26 protein-coding genes are annotated in these 24,384 nt (G+C 34.8%); 6 read left to right on the plus strand and 20 right to left on the minus strand.

The annotated features are described in order from the left end of the window. Positions 1-125: 125 nt before the first annotated feature. Entirely contained in the window at positions 126-1,271 is a 1,146-nt protein-coding gene (locus tag M1D73_RS18735) for a M20 peptidase aminoacylase family protein (RefSeq protein WP_000253674.1), read from the plus strand. Positions 1,272-1,317: 46 nt separating this feature from the next. Here the strand turns inward: M1D73_RS18735 and M1D73_RS18740 are convergent, their stop codons facing one another. From M1D73_RS18740 to M1D73_RS18750, 3 genes are all read right to left on the minus strand, one after another. Next, positions 1,318-2,262 carry an ABC transporter permease gene (locus tag M1D73_RS18740; RefSeq protein WP_000482759.1) on the minus strand — a complete coding sequence of 315 codons (945 nt, stop codon included), beginning with the start codon at positions 2,260-2,262 and terminating at the stop codon, positions 1,318-1,320. Continuing rightward, entirely contained in the window at positions 2,255-3,166 is a 912-nt protein-coding gene (locus M1D73_RS18745) for an ABC transporter ATP-binding protein (protein WP_481157937.1), read from the minus strand. Before M1D73_RS18745 ends, M1D73_RS18740 begins: the two co-directional genes overlap by 8 nt. Positions 3,167-3,256: 90 nt before the next feature. Then, positions 3,257-3,832 carry an ABC transporter permease gene (locus M1D73_RS18750; RefSeq protein WP_000050617.1) on the minus strand — a complete coding sequence of 192 codons (576 nt, stop codon included), beginning with the start codon at positions 3,830-3,832 and terminating at the stop codon, positions 3,257-3,259. A gap of 169 nt (positions 3,833-4,001) precedes the next feature. Here M1D73_RS18750 and M1D73_RS18755 point away from each other — a divergent pair, with 169 nt between their 5' ends. Then, positions 4,002-4,601, plus strand: coding sequence for a hypothetical protein (locus tag M1D73_RS18755; RefSeq protein WP_001220612.1), 600 nt, complete (start codon positions 4,002-4,004; stop codon positions 4,599-4,601). Positions 4,602-4,694: 93 nt separating this feature from the next. On the opposite strand, the gene alsR is transcribed toward M1D73_RS18755, so the two are convergent. Beyond that, positions 4,695-5,594 (minus strand): acetoin biosynthesis transcriptional regulator AlsR, encoded by a 900-nt coding sequence (gene alsR / locus M1D73_RS18760; RefSeq protein WP_000423234.1) that lies wholly within the window; start codon positions 5,592-5,594, stop codon positions 4,695-4,697. A 153-nt stretch (positions 5,595-5,747) separates the two neighbouring features. Here alsR and M1D73_RS18765 point away from each other — a divergent pair, with 153 nt between their 5' ends. Further along, the gene (locus M1D73_RS18765) at positions 5,748-6,113 is read left to right on the plus strand and encodes a CidA/LrgA family holin-like protein (protein WP_000872365.1); all 366 of its coding nucleotides are present in this window, start codon (positions 5,748-5,750) and stop codon (positions 6,111-6,113) included. Further along, on the plus strand, positions 6,110-6,787 hold the full coding sequence (locus M1D73_RS18770) for an LrgB family protein (protein ID WP_000578954.1): 678 nt from the start codon (positions 6,110-6,112) through the stop codon (positions 6,785-6,787). The genes M1D73_RS18765 and M1D73_RS18770 overlap by 4 nt, the downstream gene beginning before the upstream one ends. A gap of 12 nt (positions 6,788-6,799) precedes the next feature. Here M1D73_RS18770 and M1D73_RS18775 read toward each other — a convergent pair whose 3' ends face one another. Continuing rightward, positions 6,800-7,213 carry an NUDIX hydrolase gene (locus M1D73_RS18775; RefSeq protein WP_000442981.1) on the minus strand — a complete coding sequence of 138 codons (414 nt, stop codon included), beginning with the start codon at positions 7,211-7,213 and terminating at the stop codon, positions 6,800-6,802. Between the two features lie 142 nt (positions 7,214-7,355). Between M1D73_RS18775 and M1D73_RS18780 the strand changes: the two genes are divergently transcribed. After that, positions 7,356-7,562: a DUF3903 domain-containing protein gene (locus M1D73_RS18780; RefSeq protein WP_000625222.1), complete on the plus strand. Its 207-nt coding sequence runs from the start codon at positions 7,356-7,358 to the stop codon at positions 7,560-7,562. 361 nt (positions 7,563-7,923) lie between these two features. On the opposite strand, the gene M1D73_RS18785 is transcribed toward M1D73_RS18780, so the two are convergent. The 14 genes from M1D73_RS18785 to M1D73_RS18850 all read right to left on the minus strand — a co-directional run bounded on the left by M1D73_RS18785 (position 7,924) and on the right by M1D73_RS18850 (position 22,307). After that, a complete protein-coding gene (locus M1D73_RS18785; protein ID WP_000974659.1) occupies positions 7,924-8,679 on the minus strand; it encodes a sulfite exporter TauE/SafE family protein in 756 nt (251 codons plus the stop codon). A gap of 98 nt (positions 8,680-8,777) precedes the next feature. Next, complete coding sequence (locus M1D73_RS18790; RefSeq protein WP_000644411.1) at positions 8,778-8,924, minus strand: BC1881 family protein; 147 nt, start codon at positions 8,922-8,924, stop codon at positions 8,778-8,780. 239 nt (positions 8,925-9,163) lie between these two features. Further along, on the minus strand, positions 9,164-9,667 hold the full coding sequence (locus tag M1D73_RS18795) for a hypothetical protein (protein ID WP_071741034.1): 504 nt from the start codon (positions 9,665-9,667) through the stop codon (positions 9,164-9,166). 82 nt (positions 9,668-9,749) lie between these two features. After that, complete coding sequence (locus tag M1D73_RS18800) at positions 9,750-10,769, minus strand: NERD domain-containing protein (protein WP_025689692.1); 1,020 nt, start codon at positions 10,767-10,769, stop codon at positions 9,750-9,752. A gap of 140 nt (positions 10,770-10,909) precedes the next feature. Beyond that, on the minus strand, positions 10,910-11,956 hold the full coding sequence (locus M1D73_RS18805) for a GH25 family lysozyme (protein ID WP_001181393.1): 1,047 nt from the start codon (positions 11,954-11,956) through the stop codon (positions 10,910-10,912). Between the two features lie 130 nt (positions 11,957-12,086). After that, entirely contained in the window at positions 12,087-13,850 is a 1,764-nt protein-coding gene (locus tag M1D73_RS18810) for an ABC transporter ATP-binding protein (protein ID WP_481157938.1), read from the minus strand. Next, positions 13,850-15,601 (minus strand): ABC transporter ATP-binding protein, encoded by a 1,752-nt coding sequence (locus tag M1D73_RS18815; RefSeq protein WP_000862455.1) that lies wholly within the window; start codon positions 15,599-15,601, stop codon positions 13,850-13,852. The genes M1D73_RS18810 and M1D73_RS18815 overlap by 1 nt, the downstream gene beginning before the upstream one ends. Before the next feature lie 122 nt (positions 15,602-15,723). Next, on the minus strand, positions 15,724-15,945 hold the full coding sequence (locus M1D73_RS18820; protein WP_001123317.1) for a YneF family protein: 222 nt from the start codon (positions 15,943-15,945) through the stop codon (positions 15,724-15,726). A 78-nt stretch (positions 15,946-16,023) separates the two neighbouring features. Continuing rightward, positions 16,024-16,464 carry a sporulation inhibitor of replication protein SirA gene (sirA, locus tag M1D73_RS18825; RefSeq protein WP_000860645.1) on the minus strand — a complete coding sequence of 147 codons (441 nt, stop codon included), beginning with the start codon at positions 16,462-16,464 and terminating at the stop codon, positions 16,024-16,026. Between the two features lie 156 nt (positions 16,465-16,620). Continuing rightward, positions 16,621-18,621, minus strand: a complete 2,001-nt coding sequence (tkt, locus tag M1D73_RS18830; RefSeq protein ID WP_000019766.1) for a transketolase — start codon at positions 18,619-18,621, stop codon at positions 16,621-16,623. A gap of 296 nt (positions 18,622-18,917) precedes the next feature. Then, positions 18,918-19,721, minus strand: coding sequence for a phosphonate ABC transporter, permease protein PhnE (gene phnE / locus M1D73_RS18835; RefSeq protein ID WP_121868201.1), 804 nt, complete (start codon positions 19,719-19,721; stop codon positions 18,918-18,920). Beyond that, positions 19,721-20,515 (minus strand): phosphonate ABC transporter, permease protein PhnE, encoded by a 795-nt coding sequence (gene phnE, locus M1D73_RS18840; protein WP_001000760.1) that lies wholly within the window; start codon positions 20,513-20,515, stop codon positions 19,721-19,723. Before phnE (M1D73_RS18840) ends, phnE (M1D73_RS18835) begins: the two co-directional genes overlap by 1 nt. Next, positions 20,512-21,285, minus strand: a complete 774-nt coding sequence (phnC, locus tag M1D73_RS18845) for a phosphonate ABC transporter ATP-binding protein (protein WP_000569244.1) — start codon at positions 21,283-21,285, stop codon at positions 20,512-20,514. The genes phnE (M1D73_RS18840) and phnC overlap by 4 nt, the downstream gene beginning before the upstream one ends. Positions 21,286-21,368: 83 nt before the next feature. After that, positions 21,369-22,307 carry a phosphate/phosphite/phosphonate ABC transporter substrate-binding protein gene (locus tag M1D73_RS18850; protein ID WP_000915065.1) on the minus strand — a complete coding sequence of 313 codons (939 nt, stop codon included), beginning with the start codon at positions 22,305-22,307 and terminating at the stop codon, positions 21,369-21,371. A 185-nt stretch (positions 22,308-22,492) separates the two neighbouring features. On the opposite strand from M1D73_RS18850, the gene M1D73_RS18855 reads away from it, so the two are divergent. Further along, positions 22,493-24,076 carry a bifunctional metallophosphatase/5'-nucleotidase gene (locus tag M1D73_RS18855; protein ID WP_121868200.1) on the plus strand — a complete coding sequence of 528 codons (1,584 nt, stop codon included), beginning with the start codon at positions 22,493-22,495 and terminating at the stop codon, positions 24,074-24,076. Positions 24,077-24,115: 39 nt separating this feature from the next. On the opposite strand, the gene M1D73_RS18860 is transcribed toward M1D73_RS18855, so the two are convergent. Then, the gene (locus M1D73_RS18860) at positions 24,116-24,355 is read right to left on the minus strand and encodes a DUF896 domain-containing protein (protein WP_000607015.1); all 240 of its coding nucleotides are present in this window, start codon (positions 24,353-24,355) and stop codon (positions 24,116-24,118) included. Positions 24,356-24,384 lie beyond the last annotated feature (29 nt).

Below are 24,384 nucleotides of genomic sequence, written 5' to 3' on the forward strand. Positions count from 1 at the left end.
TAGTTGAACCAATCGGACTGCCCATTAATACGGGATAAACGAGAGAGGATTTTCATTTGAGAATCCTCTCTTTTATTGTTGTATACTTATGATAAATATTTTGCTGAAGAAAGAAGGCATACTACATGGTATCTATTTCAAATCAACTAAAAGAAAAACTTATTTCCATCCGTCGACATTTACATGAGTATCCGGAACTATCATATGAAGAGTTCGAAACAACAAAAGCAATAAAAAATTGGTTAGAAGAAAAAAACATTACTATCATTGACTCCAATTTAGAAACAGGAATTATCGCTGAAGTGTCTGGTAATAAAAACGGGCCAATTGTAGCAGTTCGTGCTGATATTGATGCCCTTCCTATTCAAGAAGAAACACATTTGTCCTATGCATCTAAAGTACGAGGAAAAATGCATGCTTGTGGACACGATTTTCATACAGCTGCCATTTTAGGTACTGCTTTCTTATTAAAAGAAAGAGAATCTTCCCTAAATGGAACGGTTCGCTTCATATTCCAACCAGCTGAAGAAAGTAGTAATGGCGCTTGCAAAGTTATTGATGCTGGACATTTACGTAATGTGCAAGCGATTTTCGGCATGCATAATAAACCTGATTTACCAGTAGGTACAATTGGCATTAAAGATGGTCCACTGATGGCTGGAGTTGATCGATTTGAAATTGAAATTCACGGAGTTGGTACACACGCGGCTGTACCAGATGCTGGCGTAGATCCTATTGTCGCATCCTCTCAAATTGTGATGGCACTGCAAACAATTGTAAGCCGAAATATAAGTTCATCTCATAATGCGGTTGTTAGTGTTACAAATATTCACGCAGGAAATACGTGGAACGTAATTCCTGAAAAAGCTACGTTAGAAGGAACGATTCGCACGTTCCAAGCTGAAACACGTGAAAAGATTCCAGCACTCATGGAGCGTATTATTAAAGGTGTATCTGATGCATTAGGTGTAAAAACGAAATTCCGTTTTTATTCAGGTCCTCCTGCTGTTCACAACGATAAAGCTCTTTCAGACTTATCTACTCAAGTTGCCACAAAGATGAATCTTAATATCATCTCGCCTAGTCTATCAATGGCTGGAGAAGATTTCTCATTTTACCAACAGGAAATACCAGGTTCATTCGTCTTTATGGGAACGAGCGGTACACATGAATGGCATCATCCTGCTTTTACAATTAATGAAGAGGCACTGCCTATAAGTGCAGAATACTTTGCTTTACTAGCCGAAAGAGCACTTAAACAATTCTCATAAAAAAAGCCGTTCAAAGTGCATCTCAGCACCTGAACGGCTTTTCTTATTAAGTTAAATCACGTTTTAAAAACACAGTATATGAAATACATAAAAATACGAACAAATAAAGTAGCAACATACATGATGCAAACGGGAATGTTACTCCATCAATAAAACTTCCGTTCTTTGAAATACTATATAAATCTGTGTTTGCTGGCAATAAATATTTCGCCCAGTTATATCTAGTGGCTGCTAATAACGCAATATTGCCTGATAAAGCAAGGAATAGTGAAATACCAATTGCACCTCCACTAGATCTCGTTAACACAGAAATCATAAATGCAAACGATGCGTACACAACCGTTGGTAACCACGATAAAACATAATATTTACTTGCTTCTACAAAAATGTTTTGTTTTATTATATTTCCATCTTGGAAAATAAACTCACTCCATGCAGGCTGTTGGAATTTATAAATAACAAGTCCACATAAAGCGGAGAAGATCATATTAAATATAAATAATAAAGCTGCAAATATAACGATTGCTAAAAATTTTGCTGTTAAAATTTTAAAGCGACTCGCTGGTCGTATCGTTAAAAATTTATATGTTCCCCAGCTATATTCATTCGCAAAAATTGTACTTGCATACACGAGGATAAATGGGAGCAAAATTGGAAATACGATAAAACCTGTATCTCTCATGAAAGAAAGTGGAGAACTGCTTGCCGGTGCTGTATCCGTATCTAAATGCTTCATCTTAAGCTGGTATTCTTTTACAAGCTCATCCCCTGATTTTTCTGCTAAAATAGCTTCTTTTTTCATGCCAAGCTTTTTCTCAATTTCTACAGTTCGTTCTGTATAATCTACTTTCCATCCTTTTGTTTCCGGTTCAAAATACTTTACCGTAACCCATCCTAATCCGATTATTAATACTGCAATAACTGCAAATGGAATAATCGTTCGCTTCCGCTTAAATATTTTATACAGTTCGTTATATACTAAATTAAACAATATCTTTTCCCCCTGTTAATTCTAAAAATTGCTCTTCTAACGTTTTTCTTTCTTCATATACACGATACACTTGAATATTTTTCTCAAGCAATGTACGAATAACATTTGGGATTTCTTCATCTTTTACATTAATAAGTAATTCATTATCTTTTACTAAAACATCATGCCCTAATATTTCTGCTGCTTTATTCGCATCATCTACACGTATACGGATCGTCTCCATCTCTTCGCTTTGGCTATGCTGAATATTTTGCGTAGCCACATATTCCCCGTGCTGAATAATGATAACTCTGTCACACATTAATTCAACTTCTGAAAGTAAGTGACTTGATACAAGTACAGCTTTTCCTTGTTCATGTGCAATTTTTTTTATGTACATTCTCATTTCATGTATTCCACTAGGGTCTAATCCATTTGTCGGTTCATCTAGTATCAACACGTCTGGATCGTGAATAAGTGCCTGAGCGATTCCTAAACGTTGTCTCATGCCGAGTGAATACGCTTTTACTTTGCGATCAATTACTTGTCCCATCCCTAACAATTTCACTACTTCATCGATACGTTCTTCGGTCACATTACCATTCATTCGTCCGAAATATGTTAAATTTTCATAGCCGCTCAAAAAAGGATAAAATTCAGGTGTCTCAATTACCGCTCCAATTTTCGCAGCTGTTTTTTCGAATTGCTGTTTCACAGATTGACCATCAATCCATACTTCACCTTCTGTCATACGGATCATACCAACCATCATTCTCATTAAAGTCGTTTTTCCAGCACCGTTTGGTCCGAGTAAACCGACAACCTCGCCTTTTTTCACTTCAAAACTAATATTTTGTACAAGTGTCTTTGATCCGATTCGCTTCGTTAACCAATCGACTTTTACAATTGATTGTTCATTTGTCATTCTATACAACCTTTCCTTCCCATTCTTTGTCAGGTCTTTTCACTGTAACATGATTATTTTTATGTGTAAAATGGAAAAAGGCATGATTTCTCATGCCTTTTTCTTGAAATGCAACGAATTTTTATCTTGTAAACTTTGAACAAATCGAAAACATTGCACCATCGATAATAGAAGGATAACAATCATAATTATACTCACTACTACTATTGCATATATTGTAATCGGTGCACTATTTATCCCTTGTATTCCTGCTATTCTTATAAAGATAATCGTAAATAATTTTAAAAATAACATCCCATTAACTAATCCAAAAACAAACGCTGCTCCATAAATGAATAATTGCTCCTGACATAATAAACATAGTACTTCTTTTCTTTTTATATTTTCTGCTACATAAGATGTAAACTCCTCTCTCCTCACTAGCAAAAGGGAGTACATCATTTTATATGTAGTAAAGATACATATGAAAATTAGTACAATAAACAGTGTGTAAAAATACATTTGAAATACAAATGCATCCCCTACTTTCAAAATAGCTCCTTCATTAAATTGTAACGATATCATAAAAAACAAAATCATAATACTCATAGCAATCCACATAAATTGCTTCATCCTTTTGGTAGCAAATGTTCTAATATTTTTTCTCGCTAACCGACATAAAGACATAAAATTCTTCCCCTACCTTATTACATACGCATTCTATACTACTAGTGTATAAAAATATGACATTTTAAACATCGCACTACAATCGGAATTTCTTCTAAGTCTTTAGTCCTAGAAAACGAAATGATAAAAAATCACATTTAGAATATAATTGTAAAAAGGAGGAGATTGCATGCGTATAAAATTACTATCAATCTTGTTTTTATTATTACTCACAAGTTGTAGCAAAATAAAAAACAATGAAGTTGCCATTGTTGAGCCATACAAATTAACAAAAGAGCAAGCTTCTATTTTACAAATGACTCCTTTTCAAGAAGGAAATAGCATGTTTTATAACGTTACGCTTAAAAATGATAAAGATGAAATAAATGCTACAATTGATTATTATAACAATGGTAAAAAAACAAAAGAAATTGCTAATATAGCTACCTCACATTTTTCAAAAAAGAAAGTAAAGCTTTCTTTTTTACCACCACATTTCCAATTCGATAAAGATATACAAGAAAAAAGGCAGTGGTATATGAATATTGAAGGTGCTTCAACGCTTGTTCATGAAGAAGCACCACCAAGCGTAAATAGCTCCGCAACTACTACAATCCAATCTATAAAAAATTTAAAATACAATCAAAAAACAATTTTAGCTGCTGTAATCCAAACAAGTAAAGAAACTGTAAGCGTCCCTACAATTGACGAAGACAAAGGTATTGATTTACTCTTAAAAGAAAATGAACACGTTTATCTATTTAGTATCGAGCTAAAAAAAGAACAATAAAGCGGAAATGCAACTTAAGTTGCATTTCCGCTTTATTGTTTAACAAGGTGTACTTTTATAAATCTGAATTAACTTCATTTTCTGTTACTACTATTACTCATCTTCTACTTCTATTCTTTTCTTCTCTCTTGCAATTTTTAAAAACTCTAGCAACTCTGGATTACTATTCATTTTTTTGTAAGCCACTGACATTTCTGCCACAAAATTAGAATCATATAATTCTTTATATACAACTTCTGTTTTATATAACTTATTTGCCGATACGGGTATTACTGTAATTCCAATTCCTGCCGCTACAAGCCCCATAACTGTTTGATACTCTGTTGCTTCTTGTACAATACGTGGACTAAATCCAACTTCTCTGCAAAGAGATAAAATTGTATCATACAAAGCTGGCCATACTGGTCTCGTAATAAATACAAACGGCTCATCTCGTAAATCTTCTATATGTATTTCATCTTTCTCTGCAAGTGGATGTGCCTTTGGTAAACATAAGGTACAAGATAACCTTTGAATTGGCTCTAATTCTAATAATTGTGTTGGAATTGGTGGACGTAAAAAGCCAATATCAATACGGTTATCATGAAGTGCATGAACTTGATCTGGTGTTGACAATTCATGTAATGCAACAGACACTCTCGGAAATTTCTTTCTATATTCCCTAACAATTGATGGTAAAATATCATATATCGCCGCACCTACAAAACCAATTGAAAGTGATCCTACTTCTCCCCTTTGCGCACTTTGTGCAACTTCTACTGCTTTTTCAATTTGTTCAAACGCTTTTTTTACTTCTTTTAAAAACATTTCTCCTGCTTCTGTTAGTTCAACCTTTCTTTTCGTTCTTGAAAATAATGTAACTCCCATTTCTTTTTCTAATTGCTGTATTTGTTGACTAAGTGGTGGTTGTGTCATTTGTAAACGAGCAGCTGCCCGTCCAAAGTGTAACTCTTCTGCCACAACAACAAAATATTGCAAATGCCGTAATTCCATTTTTGGACACCCTTTTCACTTTCGATTAATATGTCTAATATATTAATAACATATAATTTATATATTAGACAAATATTTTGAATGAACGTATAGTAGAAATTGTTAATTCTTTTTTACAATTTTTATGTAAAAAAAGAAAGAGGTGGTTACTGTATGAAATGGTGGAAGTTAAGCGGACAAATTTTGTTACTATTTTGTTTCGCTTGGACAGGTGAATGGATTGCAAAACAGGCACACCTCCCAGTTCCAGGAAGTATAATCGGTATTTTTTTATTATTAATTTCGTTAAAATTTAACCTAGTTAAGAAAGAATGGATACAGGACGGAGCAGATTTTTTATTAAAAGAACTTATTTTATTTTTCATCCCTTCTGCAGTCGCTGTCATACGTTACAGAGATACACTAACACAATATGGAATCGATCTCATTTTAATTATTATGATTAGCACTCTTTGCGTTACCTTAGTTACAGGACTTTTAACAGAATTGCTACTAAAGCGGAAAGGATCAACGCAATGATCGGATTTCTTTGTTTACTATTAACACTATTCACATATTGGATATCAAAAAAAATGTATCAACGTTGGAATTGGAGTCTACTTTCTCCTCTTCTCGTCTGTCCCATTATTTTAATTGCTTTATTGCTCGGATTAGATACACCTTATGAAACATATGAATCTGGTGGTCACTGGTTAACTGAATTATTAAAGCCCGCAACAGTTGCTTTTGCATGGCCAATCTATAAATATTTTGATTTGTTAAAGAAACATGGAATGGCTATCTTACTTAATGTCATTGTCGGTTCGTTTTTATCAGTCATTACTTCAGCACTACTAGCAAATTATTTTCAAATTGATTCATCACTAGAACATAGTTTAGCGCCACATATCGTAACAACACCAATCGCAATGGCTATTTCAGAAATGATTGGTGGTATGTCACAATTAACTGCTGTATTTGTCGTTTTAACTGCCTTAACAGGAGCATTGCTCGGTCCTTCTCTCATACGCATTTGCCGCATTAAAACAGCAATCGCAAAAGGTATTATGTTAGGAACGAGCGCAAATGGAACCGGTACATCAAAAGCATTCGAAATCGGTCCTGTGGAAGGAACAATTGCAAGTTTATCCATGCTTTTAACAGCAGGCGCTAGTTTAGTTATCGTTCCGCTTTTCTTGTCTTGGATACATTAAAGAAGCAAGTATTTACATACTTGCTTCTTTATCTATATATTGGCACAGCAATTCATAATCCTCTGGAAAAGCTAAACACAATTGTTCAATTTCATGTATCCCTTTCCAAGCAATTTCATGTATTAACTCATCAGGATCTTGGATTTTCATATTACCGCCTATTTGTTTAACAAAATAATAATGGACATACACTGGAACACCGTATGTAATACCCTCTTTTTCATATATTTTATTTACCACTTCCACATTGTAACCTGTTTCTTCCCAAACTTCCCTGATACAACATTCTTCTAGTGTCTCTCCCTTTTCAAGTCCTCCACTTGGGACAGACCATCTTTTTTCTTCTCCCTCTTTGCCCTGCAGTACCATTAAAACTTCATTTCTTTCATTTACACATACCGCTGCACTACCTATCCATCTCTCCATAAACATCCCTCCCCTACTAAAATTCGCCCTCTTTTTTATTTTCCCCTTGAAAAAAAGAGGAAAATAATAAAACAATGACGAAAAATTATATCAACTTCATAGACAATCCTTTTTTAGAAATTAAAACTGGAAGGATGAAAATATGATTTCTAATTATGTTGTGGAATGTGTCTTTTGTGAAGAAAATCGAAAGGCTCGCCAAGCTATTGTCACAGTTCCCGCGACTACTCAGCTACTAGCCATTGAAAAAGTGCGTGCGGAATGCAAACGTCGCTTTGGAAAAACTGTATTATTACAAACAGAAATTAAAGAAAAAATTGTTTTTGAACAAAAAGAAAGCCGACCATAAATTGGTCAGCTTTCTTATCCGATCATATTTTCACATGAAGATTAGGGGCATCCTCTTTAAGGATCGGGATTTTCCCATTATGTACGTTCCATAATGGTCATCGAACAATATATTTCTATGCAATTAACTATTGAATAGAATAGGGCAAAACTTGTTCGCATTTTTAGAAAAGGGATAGGGATATAATTCAAGTAGTACTTCGAATACTCGAACTTTACACTCATAATATTAAAACAAATCCTTTTATATGGGAAATATGAATTACCTACATAATTCATTCGTAAAATATATTAATAGTTTGCTATATTAATTTTATCCCGCTATTTGTAAGCAGTAACCCCCTACTTATTATAATTTCACCTTACTCCATCAATAGCATACATCCAGCTAAAACCGGTGTCATAATCATCGAAAACCTCAAAAGCATTCGCGGTGCATAATTTGTAAACTTCGCGCCAATATATGCCCCTAACATGGTCCCAATTAATACTTGCAATAACAATATATAATCTAAATATCCTTCCGAACTATATCCTAGACCGCCTCCAATTGCAATCGGTAATATAACAAGCATTGTTGTCCCTACAGATTGCTGAATCGTTAATCCCAATAGAACCATTAATCCAAGCTGAATAAACGGTGCAGAACCAATCCCAAATGAACCAGCCATCATTCCAGTAACTAATCCAAGGCATATACATTTCAACAAGTAGTTCATGGAAAACTCTTTATGCTTATATAAAGATGACTGTTCTTTGTTTTGGAACATAATTAATTTAATAAACATAAAAATTGCCGATAAAAATAACATCCCAGCTGTAAACCAATGAAGAAGATGTGCTGGTATAAGTGAACCAAATTTAGAACCAATATAAGAGCCAATTGCGCCAAATCCCCCAACAATCCCGCCTATAATAAGTGCTACATTACCTTCACGGTAATGACTGACAACACCTGATAATGTCGTAAACGCCATTGCAGTTAAAGATGTTGCAAGAGCAACATGAATAGGAATATGAAATACTAAAGTGAGTATCGCGATAATAAACCCAGCTCCTCCAGCTCCAACAAATCCTAATAAAATACCCATTACTAACATTGTTATAATAATTGCCACAGACTTTCCCTCCAGTAACACAATTATCCATCATATTTATCCTTACATACAAATAAAAAGCATCCTAGATGGATGCTTTTTATTTCAATGATATGTACTTAATCTTGATTAATCAAAATAACCGCTGGACCAGCTACTACTACTCCAGCTACTTCTATTTTTTCAAATTCCTTTACTGTAATAGATATAACTCCTTCTCTTTCCATCAATTCTTTACTCAGGACATCAGTCGGGATTGCTTTCACCGTCTTACCTCCTTTTCATTTATACAATATGATAAAGTGAAACTTTCATCAGTGGGGTTTTGGTCCGTACTTATTGATTATTAACCCTCACCAATCGGGCGAATAATCGCCCAATGCATCTATATATATGCATCACCTCCGCTTTCATTCCTTATTCCACTCAAAAACCTTCTCCCCCTTCCTTGACATATTGAAAAATAAAAAAGAAGCTATAACATATAGCTTCCCTCCACGTTTCTTTAATCTTTATGCACCGTATATTCCATGACTTTACCATCTCTATCAAATTGTAAAATAAGCTGTTCGCTATCTATTGGGATAAAGCCACGTTCAGTCCCAAGATAATACAAAGTGATAACTCCTTCTCCCCCACTTCTCGTTTCCGTTGGGGCTCCTAACAATTGTGTAATTTCTTCATTTGATTTCCCTATTAATTTATATTTTTGTAATAGATCATCTACCATATGTACCCGCTTATCTGCATGATTTAACCATCTATTTTGATTAAACTTTGATGTATATTCATTTACACTTAGTTGTACAGTGCACACTATTAATGGTATGAGTGCTACTATTAACCCCCCCAACATTTGCTTCTTTTCTTCATTACGATTTTTAGAAACATATAAAATAGCCCTTTGAATCATGACTAATAAAACAAATGGTATGAATACTACAAAAATGCTCCTTACACTTAAGGGTATATGGACCATATCAATGACGAATATAAATACAATGTACATTACTATATACAAACAAAAATAGACATACAAAAATAGACATACAAAATGCCACGTAGCATAGCGTTCAGAAAGATCTCCCCTTTTAACTCACTATATAATTCATCCGGCTAATCATTTCTCGAATCTGTTCTAATTCTTGCACTGTATATACTATTTTTCCTGCTAAGATTTCATTTCTGAAGAACGTTACAATTTGCTCCCGATCTTTTAATCTAGGTGTTTCCTCACTTGAAAGATCTATTATTTCTTTTCCATTTTCATTATAAAAATATACAACTGGTTTTACCTTTTCTTTTATACTATTAGCCTGCATTTCTTTCAAACAATTGTATAAAATTTGAGATAGTTTCTTCGCCTTATATACTGGATTCCCTTCATTTTTCACTTGTATAGTTGCCGAATCTTTACCTACTATATATTCAAATGTCTCTTCTTTTTCAAGTTCTTGTTGATACTTACCCATTTCATCAATCATAAATGAATATATACCAGCATTTTCTTTCGTTAAACCATGAATTAATTTCTCTTCCCATTCTTTCGTCTCAAGTAGATAAATACCAGTTTTGCACAAAATGAGATGATGGATTCGATTATCGTTTATTTCACTATTATTTTTAATAAAAACATTCGGCATGATTTCAATTTCAGCATCTAATATGATGCCTTGCTCTATGAATCCTCGCTTCATATAATGTAATGTTTCGTACGTATTCATTTCAGCGCCGTTTTTAGTATATTCTCGTAAATTTGCAATTAATTTTTGAAACATATGTATTTCGTTATTATGTTTATTTTGTATTTCACCACGTTCTTTACTATGTTGCATAGCTAATTGATTCTTCATCATACGCATATTTTCAATTTCTCTATTTGCACTTACTTGTAAATCATTGTATTTTTTCTGTTCCATATTTTTTAAATTATTTTGTTGTTCTTTATGCTCTATCACCGTAGCTGCAATTTCGTTTTCATACGTTTCAATTGCTTGTTTCTTTTCAAATTCTACTTGCTGACTCTCTGATTCTAACTGTTTATTTTTATAAAACAGCACAAATACTACAGCTAATAATATTAAAACCGCACCTATTAGCACATAATTCATATTTTTACCCCTTTATTTCATTTTCGATTATTTTTTATAAATATATCTATTATAGTATACTATGGTTTCGATATAGACTTTGTAAAAGTTGTATATTTTTAATAAAAGGCACCTCTGACGGGGCACCTTTTATTTTCACTCTATTGTACACCATACTGAATATAACTTGGATCATAGTATATCCATTGATTTGTCCCTAAGCAAAGCCATCCATCTTGCTTACTCCATACTCGATACGATTCACCATGATGTAACTGTCTTATAACATTTCCATTTAATGATGGAGCATCACGCAAATTTACATTATCACCAGTAATAGTCGCCACATAATGTTTATACTGAATATAACTCGGATCATTATATACCCACTGATTTGTCCCTAAACAAAGCCATCCATCTTGTTCTCCCCAAACTTCATATGTTTCGCCACGATTCAATTGGCGAATTACACTAGACTGCAAAGATGGTCCACTTCTCAAATTCACATTATCTCCATTAATTATAGCAACCCCGTACACTGGAGTTGCATTATTAGGCGGGGAAACATTACCTCCACCACTTGCTCCATTCCCTTTTAAAGCTTCTAATGAAACTGCAGCTGATACATCACAATTTCCTACGCCTGAAATTTGTCCTGAATCTGTGTACTGCCACGCTGTCCACGTTGTCCATCCACCAGCATCAGCAGGCGGTGTACTCGAGTATTTAGCAATCCAAAGCGGTATATCACTTAATCCGCTAATTCCGAACTCATTAATATACCAAACTCCTGTATATAACATTACATCTTTTCCAGTAGCCTGTTTCACATAATTTATGAAGCTTCTTGCCCAATTCGATATAGCGTTACCAGTTAAATTACTGTTACTCGGATCTATTGGTGATTCTAAATCCAGAACTGGCATTAAGTCTGTCTGGTTATTTTGTAATATACTCACAAAATATTTTGCCTCTGAAATTGCATCATTTTGTTCTGGGCGTGCAAAATGGTATGCACCAATTAATACATTCGCATTTCGTGCTGCTTGTACATTCTTAGTAAAAGTAGGATCAATGTAGTTTACACCTTCTGTCGCTTTTGCATACGCTGCTGGAATTCCAGATGCCTTCACTGCATTCCAATCAATATTCCCTTCCCAATGAGACACATCAATAAACGTAACATTTGAACTTGATCTGTTTTGCATATAAAATCTCCTATCATTTTTTTACTTCGTATACATACAATATGTACAAGTTTCATAAGAGGACACGACATTTATGCTATAGAAACAAAGAGTAAACATATTTTGTATACAAAATAAAAAAGACCTTGTATTACAAGGCCTTTTGCAAACTCACTTTATTTTGTAGCAAATACATATTATAATACAAACCTTGCTCACTTAATAATTCTTGATGTGTCCCTCTCTCTACTATCTCTCCATCATGCATCACAAAAATTTGATCCGCATCTTGAATTGTAGATAACCTATGCGCAATGGCTATCGTCGTTCTACCTTTTCGCATTTGTTGCAACGCTGTTTGAATAGCCTCTTCTGTTTCTGTATCGATATTAGCTGTTGCTTCATCTAATACTAATACTTTCGGATTCGTTGCTATCGTTCTAGCAAAAGCAATTAATTGTCGTTGACCGCTTGAAAATGCTGCACCTCTTTCTACTACTTCTGTTTCATACTGTTTTGGTAACTTTTCAATAAACGTATTCGCTTGCACAAATCGAGCAGCTTCTTTTACTTCTTCATCCGTAATTTCTTCATTATACTTACGAATATTTTGCTTTACATTTCCAGCAAATAAAAATGCATCTTGCAATACGAGTCCTATTTTCTTTCTAATTTCTCGTTCTTCAAATTTTTCTAAATCTACACCGTCTATTACAATATTTCCTGACTTAATATTATAAAATCGCATTAACAAATTCATAATCGTACTTTTTCCGCTACCAGTATGCCCAACAAAAGCAACCGTTTGCCCTTGTTTCACGTGAAATGATACATTTTTTAAAACGTCACGCTTTCCATCATATGAAAAAGTAACATTTTTAAATTCAATATCTCCATCCACGATTTGAGGATTCTCATTGCCTTTTTGAACCGGTGCTAAATCTTTCTCGTCCATTAAATGAAATACACGTGATGACGAAACAAGTGCCTGTTGGAAGAAGGACAATTTCATCATCATCTCATTTACAGGTTGGAAGAAACGATGTATATAGTTAACAAAAGCATATAAAACTCCTACTTCAACAGGACTCTTTAAAGCATCAATCCCAAATAAACCTAGTACTAACGCAATAGCTACAATATGTACTAAATCCGTAGCTGGTCGTAAAAGTAATGCGTCTAACTTCAAAGTACGTCGCCCTGCACTATAATGTTTATTATTCACTTCTTCAAACTCTTTTCTCATACGTTTTTCTTGTCTGAACACTTGAACAATATTCATTCCTTGTATGGACTCGTTCAACTTTGCATTTAACACGCTTAGTTGATTACGTACTTCTAAATAAAAAGCTGCACTTTTCCGGCGATATAATACCATAATCGCAAACATTATCGGAATTAATACGAGAGAAAATAGCGCTAATTTTACATCTAATAAAAACATCGCTACTAAAATACCTACTAAAAAGACTACATTTTTTACAAATGTTGATAATACACTGACATAAAAATCTTTAATCGCTTCCGTATCATTTGTTATACGCGATACAAGTGTACCAATCGGCGTACGATCAAAGAAACTTAATGACAGCTTTTGAACATGTTCATATACTTCAACTCGCATATCTTGAACAATCTTAAAAGCAATGTTCTGAAAGTACAATAGATTTAAATACGTAAATAGTACTTTTAATAAATGAGCAACTATGTAAATTACAAATAAAGTAACGAGCGCTGATCGTTCAAAATCCCGCGGTACTAGGTGTTCATCGAGGAATTGTTTAATTAAAAAAGGACCCATCATTTCCGTTACTGTCGCACCAACTAAAAAGATAAATGCTAAAGATAGTAACCCTTTATATGGCTTCATATAGGAAAGCAATCTACTTAAATCACTTCGCTTCTTCTCTACCATCATACGCCTCCTTTCTCGACTAAAGCTTCTAATTGCTGGCTTTCATACATTTCCTTATACCAGCCGTTTTCCTTCATTAATTCCTCATGTGTACCTCTTTGTACAATTCTACCTTCATCAACAACAAGAATAAGATTGGCATGCTGAATTGCACTTAATCGGTGTGCAGTAATAATCGTCGTTTTCCCTGCTCTCTCCCTCTTTAAGGCACTTAAAATCGTCTCTTCTGTTTTTGCATCTACCGCTGATAAACAATCATCCAAAATTAAAATTTCAGCATTTGTTAATAAAGCACGAGCAATAGAGATTCGCTGTTTTTGACCACCAGATAACGAAACACCTCTTTCCCCTACTACTGTTTCATATCCTTCTGAAAATTGGAGGATGTCATTATGAATACAAGCAATCTCTGCTGCTTGGGTAATTTCATTATATGTAGCATCCGCCTTTCCAAAGGCAATATTCTCGCCAATACTTGCTGAAAATAAAAAATGATCTTGCGGCACGTATGAAATGGCAGAACGGACACCATGAAGTGTTATATCTCGAATATCTCGCTCCCCAATTTTTAATTCACCATTAAAATGATCATACTCACGGATTAAACATTTTAATAAAGTCGTTTTCCCTGCGCCTGTACGTCCTACAACTCCTAGCGTTTCGCCCTTCTTCAAATCAAAGTGAATATCGTTTAAATGTAACAATTCATTTTTCTTATACGAAAATGAATCAACGGCAAACGAAACATTACCGCTCGCTATTGTATGTACAGCATTTTCGCTATTTACTACATCTGATTTTTGTGAAAGAATTTTTTCTACACGGTCATATGAAGCACGCCCACGCTCCATAATATTGAATAACCATCCAAACGCTAACATTGGCCAAACGAGGGTACCTAAATATGTCGTAAATGTAACGAGATCACCTACTGTTAATTCACCTCTTACAACTAATACCGATCCGTAACATACTGCGATTAAAAAAGAAAATCCAACGATAAGAGAGATTGTCGGATCAAATAACGAATCAATACGTGCAACTAACACATTTTTATGTACAACATCTTCTGATTTTCTTCGAAACGCCTGTAAATCTTCTTTCTCTTGTCCAAGCGAGCGAATCACTTTCATTCCACTCATACTCTCTTGCACTTTATCATTGATTTCCGAAAACGATTGCTGTGCTTTATGAAACCTTTTATGTAATAAAGTTCCATAATAATTTGTCGAAATAGCTACAATCGGCATTGGAATTAAACTTAATAATGTTAACTTCCAACTAATTGTAAAACCCATCGCTACGAGTACACATCCTCCGACAGCTAATGAGTCAACAAGCGTCAAAACACCTGCTCCAGCAGTTTGCTGGATCGCTTGAATATCATTGGTCGCATGTGCCATTAAATCACCTGTCCGATTTGACTGATAGAAAGATGGACTCATCTTTGTAAAATGTTCATACAAATTTTTTCGTAATTGGCGAGCTAATTTTAATGAAGACCCGAAAATCATAATACGCCATATGTAACGTAATATGTACATCGTAATACCTACAATTACTAATAGTACAACCCATTTTAGTAACTTATCGGTCGTCAATGTTCCATCATTAATTTCATCTACAACGATTCCAATTACTTTTGGTGCTACAAGTTCTAAAAGTGCAACGCCAAACAATAAAATAATTCCAGTTATGTACGCTCGTTTTTCTTGTTTAAAAAACCACGCTAAATTCATAAACACTTTCATTTTTTTCCTCCTCCCTTAAAATGAGCGATGTTTTCAGTTTACCAAAAATACAGAATTTTTAAAAGTTTTAAAAACTATAACTAACAAAAAGAAAGACACTCTTAGCGAGTGTCTTTTAGCGCTTATTTCATTTGTTGCTTGTTCATTGCGCTCATCATTTGATTGATTTTCTTTTGGGAAGGTTTTTGTCCCATTTGCATCATCATCATTTTTAACATTTGTTCGTTAATTGGTGGATTTTTTTGTAAGTAATTCATCATGTATTTGCGGGCAATGAAAAATCCTAACGCCACGCCTGCTACTAGTGCTACTACGCCCACTAGAATACCTAACCAAATTGGCATATATTTTCCTCCTTCATGTTGTCTACCTTACAGTGTACTAAAACCTTTTCAATAAGACAAGATACAATTCGACATTTTTTACACATATGTTCGTACTTGTTTTAGAGGATTCAGCCATCCGTACTTTGTATTTTCATAATCCATAGCTAAAAATGTTAATTCACACTTTCTTAACACCTCAAAGAACGTCGTTTCCATAGAGACATTTCCAGAGGTATTCATACGAATATAGTGCGGTTTCACCATTATTTCGCCGTACTCCGCTCCCGTATAAAGTGTATGTGTATGATGTGTTCTATCATATTTACCAAGAACGCGCAAAGCTTGTTCTAATTTATGATGAATTTTCATTACTTGCAATGGCATCGTTATATACATCATTTGCTTATATAACACTTTTTTCTCCGAAAGGGACCCAGATTCTGAAAATCGAGCAAATAAATCAAAAAACAAATATTCACGACCAAAATAAGCTTTCGCAATATCCTCTTGAATTAAATACAATTCATACGTTTTCATTTTTCCACTCCCAATCTGGACAACCTTTTCTCTTCATTATATATAAGAAAATTTGCAATGATTGTCTGACTGCGGAGAGATAAAAAACTTTTTCTGTCGAAAAAACTCATTTACATAGAAAAACCTCTCCATGCCGGAGAGATTTTTCTGAAATGATTAAAGCATTTCTTTTACTTTACGAACAACGTTCTCTACAGTAAATCCATACTCTTCCATAATCTTCTCACCAGGAGCAGAAGCACCGAATGTATCGATACCTAACACATCTCCTTCAAGACCTACGTAACGGTGCCATCCGAATGTAGCACCCATTTCGATTGCGAAACGTTTTGTTACTGCTTTTGGTAATACAGATTCTTTGTACTCTGCAGTTTGAGCTTCGAAGCGATCCATAGATGGCATGCTGACAACAGCTGCGTCAACGCCGTCTACTGCTAATGCTTTTTGAGCTTCAACAGCTAGGCTTACTTCAGATCCAGTTGCAAGTAAGATTACGTCAGCCGTTTCTTTCTTGCTTGCAGAAACTACATATGCACCTTTTGCTACTTTTTCATACGTATCATCTTTTGCACCTTCTAATGTTGGAAGGTCTTGACGAGTTAATACTAAAGCAGTTGGTTTGTTTGTAGATTCTAAAGCTAGTCTCCAAGCTGCAACAGATTCGTTACCATCAGCAGGACGGATAACAGAAACGTTTGGCATTGCACGAAGCGCTGCTAATTGCTCGATTGGTTCATGTGTTGGACCATCTTCACCAACAGCGATACTGTCATGTGTGAATACATACGTTACTGGCAATTGCATTAATGCTGCAAGGCGAATTGCTGGACGTAAGTAATCAGAGAATACGAAGAACGTACCACCGTAAGTTTTTAAACCACCATGTAGTGCAATACCGTTCATTGCTGCACCCATTGCGAACTCACGTACACCGTACCAAATGTTTTTACCGCTGTAATCATCTCTTGTAAAGTCTTTTTCGTTATTCATGTATGTTTTGTTAGAACCAGCAAGGTCAGCAGATCCACCGAAGAATGATGGTACAGACTCTGCAATTGCATTAATTACAGCACCAGAAGAATTACGAGTTGCTGCTTTTGATCCTAATTCATAAGTTGGTAAGTTTTGCTCCCAACCTTCTGGAAGTTGACCGTTCATTGCTGCTTGGAATTCGTTTGCTAATTCTGGGTATGCTTGTGCATATTCACCTAGCATCGTGTTCCACTCAGCTTGCGCAGTTTCACCAACATCTTGTACTGTTTTACGGAAGTTGTCATATACTTCTTCTGCTACGTGGAAGTCTTGCTCAGCAGTCCAAGCATATGCTTCTTTCGTTAATTTTGTTTCTTCTACACCAAGTGGAGAACCATGTGAAGCTGATTTTCCTGATTTGTTTGGAGAACCGAAACCAATTGTCGTTCTTACTTCAATTAGCGTTGGGCGTTTTTCGTCAGCTTTCGCTTCTTCAATTGCTTTCGCGATTGCTTCAATATCGTTTCCATCCTCAACACGGATTACTTGCCATCCGTATGCTTTGTAACGATCTTCTACACTTTCAGAGAATGAACGATTTAAATCGCCATCTAATGAAATATCGTTTGAATCGTAAAGCACAACAAGACGACCTAATTGTAAATGAGCAGCTAATGAAGATGCTTCAGCAGAAACGCCCTCCATTAAATCTCCATCACCACAAATAGCGTATGTATAATGATCTACTACATTATACGCATCACGGTTATATTTAGCAGCTAAATGTCTTTCAGCCATTGCCATACCTACAGCAGTTGCAATACCTTGTCCAAGTGGACCAGTCGTTGCATCTACACCAGCTGTATGACCATACTCAGGATGTCCTGGAGTTTTGCTTCCCCATTGACGGAAGTTCTTTAAGTCATCCATTGTTACATCATAACCAGATAGGTGAAGTAGGCTGTATAATAACATTGAACCATGACCTGCAGATAATACGAAACGATCACGGTTAAACCACGTTGGGTTATTTGGATTGTGTTTCATAAATTGAGTCCATAATGTATAAGCCATTGGTGCTGCACCCATTGGCATTCCTGGGTGACCAGAGTTTGCTTTTTCAATCGCATCGATGGATAATGTGCGAATCGTGTTGATAGAAAGTTGTTCGATTGAATGTGACATGCTATTCTTCCCTTCGCTTATATTAGTAAACGTTTTATACATTTATATGATAGCTTCCCACGCAAGATTATACAACATGTATCGACAAATATGTTGATATTTTTTTGATTTTTTATAAAAAAATCAATGTATCCGGGAATGTATGGGCATTCAATATGACATACTTTTTCATTATTTTTATTTTAAAAAGAAAGGGAATTATCTGTATATTTATACAAATTTCTTCTACACTTACTTTTTTAAATAAGTTTTTAAAAACATAAAAAAGCATCTAACTTCGATGCTTTTCAAATAAGTTAAACAATCCGTTTCCGAATCGAGCTTGAAATCAAATCAATTATAATTACCATTAAAATAATACCTAATAAAATAATACCAACACGAGACCAATTCCGTGAACTCAGCGCAAAAATTAAAGGTGTACCAATCCCTCCTGCTCCGATAACTCCTAAAATCGCAGCGGATCGTACATTAATTTCAAATCTGTATAACGTATACGATAGAAAATCTGGTAACACTTGCGGTAACACCGCATACCAAAGTATTTGAAAACGATTTGCTCCTGTTGCTAGTAACGCTTGCGTCGGTCCTTTATCTATGTTTTCAATTCCTTCTGAATATAGTTTTCCTAACATTCCAATAGAATGCAATCCTAAGGCTAATACTCCTGCAAAAGAGCCTGGACCAACAGCTTTTATAAATAAAAGAGCCATAACTAATTCAGGAAACGTACGAACAAAACTAAGTACAAATTTCCCAAATCCTGAAGTTAATTTTCCACTACTCATATTCGTTGCCGCCCAAAAAGCAAACGGAACAGATAAAAATGCAGAAATAAATGTACCTAATATCGCAATTGCCAACGTATCAATTAATCCATGTAATAAATCTTCACCATCTGGCAAAGATACATACGACCAGTCTGGAGTCAATATCCCTGTCATAATTGCTTTTGTAATTTCTCCCGCCGTTTCCTTTATTCCCTCTAGCGGTACTCCTGAAAAAGCCCATATATAAACAAATGTAAGTGCTATAAAAATAAACGAGCGATACACACTCGGTTTCTTCGGTTTTGGTACGATTATCGTCGTTTTACTCATTATAATTTCTCCCGCAACAATGTACTTACATAATCAATTACCAATACAACAACAAGAGTATAGATGATAATAGATGCAGTTTGTTGATATTGTAAAAATCCAAGTGTACGATCATAATATAGTCCAATACCACCTGCTCCTACTAAACCTAGGACAGCCGCTGCCCGTACATTCACCTCAAATGTATATAGTACATAGGAAACAAAGTGTGCTTTTACTTGTGGAATGACTCCATAAACAATCCATTGCACCTTATTAGCCCCTACAGCTGTCATCGCTTCTAGTGGGCCAGGGTCAATTGATTCAATTGATTCATACAACAATTTCGCCACGAGCCCAATTGAGAAAAAAGTAAGAGCTAAAATACCCGGAAGTGGTCCTATTCCAAAAATAGCTACGAAAATTGCCGCTAATAATAAATCTGGTATCGTTCGAATAAAATTTAAAATCAATCGAGCTGGACTGTATAAAAATGTACTAGTAAACACATTACTTGCCGCAAACAGTGCAAGTGGAATAGCTAAAATCGCTCCTAAAGTCGTCCCAATAATCGCCATACGTATTGTATCTAACATTGCTGTTGTAATAACTTGAAAATAACTCCAATCTGGCGGCACCATTTCTTTTAACAAATCCATTATATTAGGAAAACCAACTACTATCTTTGAAAATGATGCGTCGACCTGTATACTACTTCCCCACAACAGTAAAATGAATAGAATAAACGTTAACATATGTTTTAACTTACTCGGCGGCTTCGGTATCGACTTCGAATATATCGTCACATCATTCATTTAGCTGCCACCTCTAACAATTCACTTTTCTGTGCTACGTCACCATAAATTTCAGCAAACTTTTCATCCGTTGCTGCTTCTACTAAACCATCAAAAACAATTTCGCCTGCATGTAATCCAATAATACGCGTCGCATATTGCCTAGCTAAAGCAATAGAATGTAAGTTTACAATTGTTGTAATTCCAAAATCTTCATTAATTTTCTTTAAATCATCTAATACTTGCTTTGTTGTTAGCGGATCTAACGACGCAACAGGTTCATCTGCCAATATGATTTTTGCTTCTTGCGCCAATGCTCTAGCTATCGATACACGTTGTTGTTGTCCTCCTGATAATTCATCAGCACGTGCATATGCTTTTTCTAAAATATTCACTCTTTTTAACGCTTGAAATGCGAGCTCCACATCCTCTTTCGGAAACAAACCTAACGTTGTACGCAATGTCGAATGATATCCAACACGGCCAGCTAATACATTCTTCAATACTGTTGATCGCTTTACAAGGTTAAAACTTTGAAAGATCATACCAATATCCCGGCGCATACGTCGTAAATCTTTTCCTTTTGCAGCAGTAATAGACTCACATTCAATCATGATTTCGCCTTCTGTAATCTCATGAAGACGATTTACCGATTTTAGAAGTGTAGACTTTCCAGCTCCGGACAGCCCTACCATTACAACAAACTCACCTTTTTGAATTTTCAAGTTTATATTATTCAATCCTTTTGTACCATTTGGATACACTTTGGAGACATTTCGAAATTCTATCACACATCTTACCTACCTTCTATGTATTCAAAACGACAAACTAACTGAAAACATTCCCTTTCAGCTAGCTGCCATTTCCATATGTATTATTGCGTTTTTACTTTCTTCCCATATTCACGAACGATGTCAAATTTACTATCATCAGATTTAACATATCCTTCATGTGAATATACTTCTTTAATGATTTTGTGACCTTCCTCATTTTTTCCAATTTCAATGAAAGCATCCTGTAATTTCTTGCTCCACTCTTCATCTAAATCAGAACGTACCGAAATCGTATCGTTTGGAATTTTCTCCGTAAATTTCACTATTTTCGTTTGCTCGAATATATTCGGATAATCTTTTTTTACAATATTACGAGCATCTTGGAATACAACAGCTGCATCTACGTCACCATTTAAAAGAGCAATAAGCGACTGATCGTGACCTTTTAATGTAACAGGTTTCACATCTTTTAACGGATCAATTCCCTCTTTTAATAGAACAGCTGCAGGCCATACATACCCTGCTGATGATGTTACATCTTGATAACCAATCTTTTTACCTTTTAAATCTTTTACACTATTTATATTAGAGTCTTTTTTAACAACAAACTCAGATTTATAATAATCTACTAAATCTTTTGTAGGAGCTCCTGTTTCATCCTCTACTCCAAAACGTTGTGCTTGTAAAATTACATTTGCAGCCTTCTTTTCATGTGCTAATACGTACGCTGTTGGCGGTAAAAATCCTACATCTACTTGTTTAGATGCCATCGCTTCTACAATTGTATTGTAGTTCGTTGAAATACTAACTTTTACTGGAATATTTAACTTATCACTTAATAGCTTCTCAAGCGGTTTTGCCTTCGCCTCTAACGTATCTGCATTTTGAGAAGGAACAAATTGAACATTTAAAGTCTTCGGTACATACCCTTTTTTCGTATCTTCATTTTTACTTGCACTTGATTCCTTCGTTCCACAGCCACTTAATAATCCCGCTGCTAGTACAACTGTTGTGCTCATTGCAAAAACTTTTTTCAACATATTAATGCCTCCATTTTTCATTGTTATAAAATAACCTTTCATAAACATGAAGAAATATATCACATATTTTTACAAATAATTGATTATTTACAGAATCTTTACACATTCTATACACTCACATTAAAATTCTCTTCACATATTTGATATGATGAATTGGAAGATAACAATAGAAAAGGTGAGTCATATTGGAACAAAATCAAACTGTAACTTTAAACATCTTATTAACAAGCGATATACATGGCACTGTTTATCCTATTCACTACCAAGATAACTCCCCAGCAGAACTTGGTTTAGCTAAAATTTCTACTCTTATAAAAAAAGAACGTTCCCAAAATACAAACGTTCTTTTAATTGATAATGGCGACTTTATTCAAGGAACACCATTTACTTATCATTATGTTACATACGAAAAAAACAAAAAAAACCCAATGTCCTTATTAGCGAATTACTTACAGTATGACGCTGCAATTATCGGCAATCATGAGTTTAATTACGGGATGGGTATATTAAATAACGCTGTGACTACTGCGAACTTCCCGTACCTATCAGCAAACATTTTAGATAAAAACATAAAGAAACCTTATTTCGGAAAACCTTATATAATCAAACAGATTGAATCCAATATAAAAATCGCTATTTTAGGGGTGACAACGCACTACATTACCAATTGGGAACAACCCCATCACATTAAAGACTTACAATTTGAAGATGCATTAGAAACAACGAAAAAGTGGGTTTCTTACATTCGCAAACATGAGAAACCAGATTTACTAGTCGTAGCGTATCACGGGGGAGTTGAACGAGATTTACAAACCGGGGTACCGACTGAAGTTTTAACAGGAGAAAACCAAGGATATGCAATGTGCCATGAAATTGAAGACATAGATATTTTATTAACAGGTCACCAACACCGGGAAATTGCTCACACAATGGCTAACGGTGTAACAATTTTACAGACCGGATGTAATGGAAACTCAGTTGGAAAAGTAAAAATAACATTCAAAAAAACAAAACATAAATGGGTTAAAAAAGAGAGTTCTTCTGAATTATTATCTGTACAAGGAGTTGAGGCTGACCAAGATGTACTTTCATTGGTAGCCGATTACGAAGAGAAAACACAAAAGTGGCTTGATCAACCTATTGGAATCATTCAGGGGGATATGCAAATTTCAGATGCTATGCAAACTCGTTTGCATGATCATCCTTTTATCGAATTCATAAATAAAATACAGATGGATATAGCTAATGTATCAATTTCTTGTACAAGTTTGTTCCATAATACATCTCCAGGTTTCCCGGAACATGTAACAATGCGTGACATCGTTTCTAATTATATTTATCCAAACACATTAAAAGTAATTAGAATAACTGGAGCGGATATAAAAAATGCTCTTGAACTCTCTGCTTCTTATTTCACATTAAAAACAGATGGATCCATCACCGTAAGTCCTACCTACATAGAACCAAAGCCACAACATTATAATTATGATATGTGGGAAGGGATTTCATACGTATTAAACATTTCAAAACCAATTGGTGAAAGAGTAGAATCTTTACAGCATAACAGTGCTCCTCTTAATATGAATGAAGAATATGACGTTGTAATGAATAATTATCGTGCAAGTGGCGGGGGAAATTTCTTTATGTTTCAAAACAAACCGGTAGTAAAAGATATACCCACAGATATGTCTGAACTTATCGCTAATTATATATTGGAACATAAAACGATAGAAGCAACAGTTAATAACAACTGGAAAGTTATTAAATAACGATTTTTACATATAAAAAAGATGGGCTTCGCCCATCTTTTAATTTAATTTTGCATTATCTTGCTTTTTTAAAGCTTTTAATTTCGTCGGTGTAACATCTGTACCTTCTTCGTTAACAACTTTAATACCTTTAAGTTCGTTTAACATATTTTGACGAAATCCTTTTAAATATTGTTCACGTAGCGATTGACGCTCACGTTGCTCTTCTTCAGTTAAACCTTCAGCTTTTGCTTTTTTCGCTAAGAAGTTAATGCGTTCAACGAGTTCGTGATTAATCATCTCGAATCCCCCTTCTAATCAAAACTGAT

It is taken from the genome of Bacillus sp. PK3-067, assembly GCF_056738645.1.

Coding starts and splice junctions, on each gene's coding strand:
- M1D73_RS18815 (WP_000862455.1), bottom strand. CDS start 15,601: ATGAAAGTGTTTATGAATTTAGCGTGGTTTTTTAAACAAGAAAAACGA.
- M1D73_RS18750 (WP_000050617.1), bottom strand. CDS start 3,832: ATGTCTTTATGTCGGTTAGCGAGAAAAAATATTAGAACATTTGCTACC.
- M1D73_RS18800 (WP_025689692.1), bottom strand. CDS start 10,769: ATGAATTATGTGCTAATAGGTGCGGTTTTAATATTATTAGCTGTAGTA.
- M1D73_RS18755 (WP_001220612.1), top strand. CDS start 4,002: ATGCGTATAAAATTACTATCAATCTTGTTTTTATTATTACTCACAAGT.
- phnE (WP_121868201.1), bottom strand. CDS start 19,721: ATGAGTAAAACGACGATAATCGTACCAAAACCGAAGAAACCGAGTGTG.
- M1D73_RS18765 (WP_000872365.1), top strand. CDS start 5,748: ATGAAATGGTGGAAGTTAAGCGGACAAATTTTGTTACTATTTTGTTTC.
- M1D73_RS18745 (WP_481157937.1), bottom strand. CDS start 3,166: ATGACAAATGAACAATCAATTGTAAAAGTCGATTGGTTAACGAAGCGA.
- M1D73_RS18795 (WP_071741034.1), bottom strand. CDS start 9,667: ATGTACATTGTATTTATATTCGTCATTGATATGGTCCATATACCCTTA.
- sirA (WP_000860645.1), bottom strand. CDS start 16,464: ATGAAAACGTATGAATTGTATTTAATTCAAGAGGATATTGCGAAAGCT.
- M1D73_RS18805 (WP_001181393.1), bottom strand. CDS start 11,956: ATGCAAAACAGATCAAGTTCAAATGTTACGTTTATTGATGTGTCTCAT.
- M1D73_RS18850 (WP_000915065.1), bottom strand. CDS start 22,307: ATGTTGAAAAAAGTTTTTGCAATGAGCACAACAGTTGTACTAGCAGCG.
- tkt (WP_000019766.1), bottom strand. CDS start 18,621: ATGTCACATTCAATCGAACAACTTTCTATCAACACGATTCGCACATTA.
- M1D73_RS18780 (WP_000625222.1), top strand. CDS start 7,356: ATGATTTCTAATTATGTTGTGGAATGTGTCTTTTGTGAAGAAAATCGA.
- M1D73_RS18770 (WP_000578954.1), top strand. CDS start 6,110: ATGATCGGATTTCTTTGTTTACTATTAACACTATTCACATATTGGATA.
- phnE (WP_001000760.1), bottom strand. CDS start 20,515: ATGAATGATGTGACGATATATTCGAAGTCGATACCGAAGCCGCCGAGT.
- M1D73_RS18820 (WP_001123317.1), bottom strand. CDS start 15,945: ATGCCAATTTGGTTAGGTATTCTAGTGGGCGTAGTAGCACTAGTAGCA.
- M1D73_RS18775 (WP_000442981.1), bottom strand. CDS start 7,213: ATGGAGAGATGGATAGGTAGTGCAGCGGTATGTGTAAATGAAAGAAAT.
- M1D73_RS18810 (WP_481157938.1), bottom strand. CDS start 13,850: ATGGTAGAGAAGAAGCGAAGTGATTTAAGTAGATTGCTTTCCTATATG.
- alsR (WP_000423234.1), bottom strand. CDS start 5,594: ATGGAATTACGGCATTTGCAATATTTTGTTGTTGTGGCAGAAGAGTTA.
- M1D73_RS18860 (WP_000607015.1), bottom strand. CDS start 24,355: ATGATTAATCACGAACTCGTTGAACGCATTAACTTCTTAGCGAAAAAA.
- M1D73_RS18735 (WP_000253674.1), top strand. CDS start 126: ATGGTATCTATTTCAAATCAACTAAAAGAAAAACTTATTTCCATCCGT.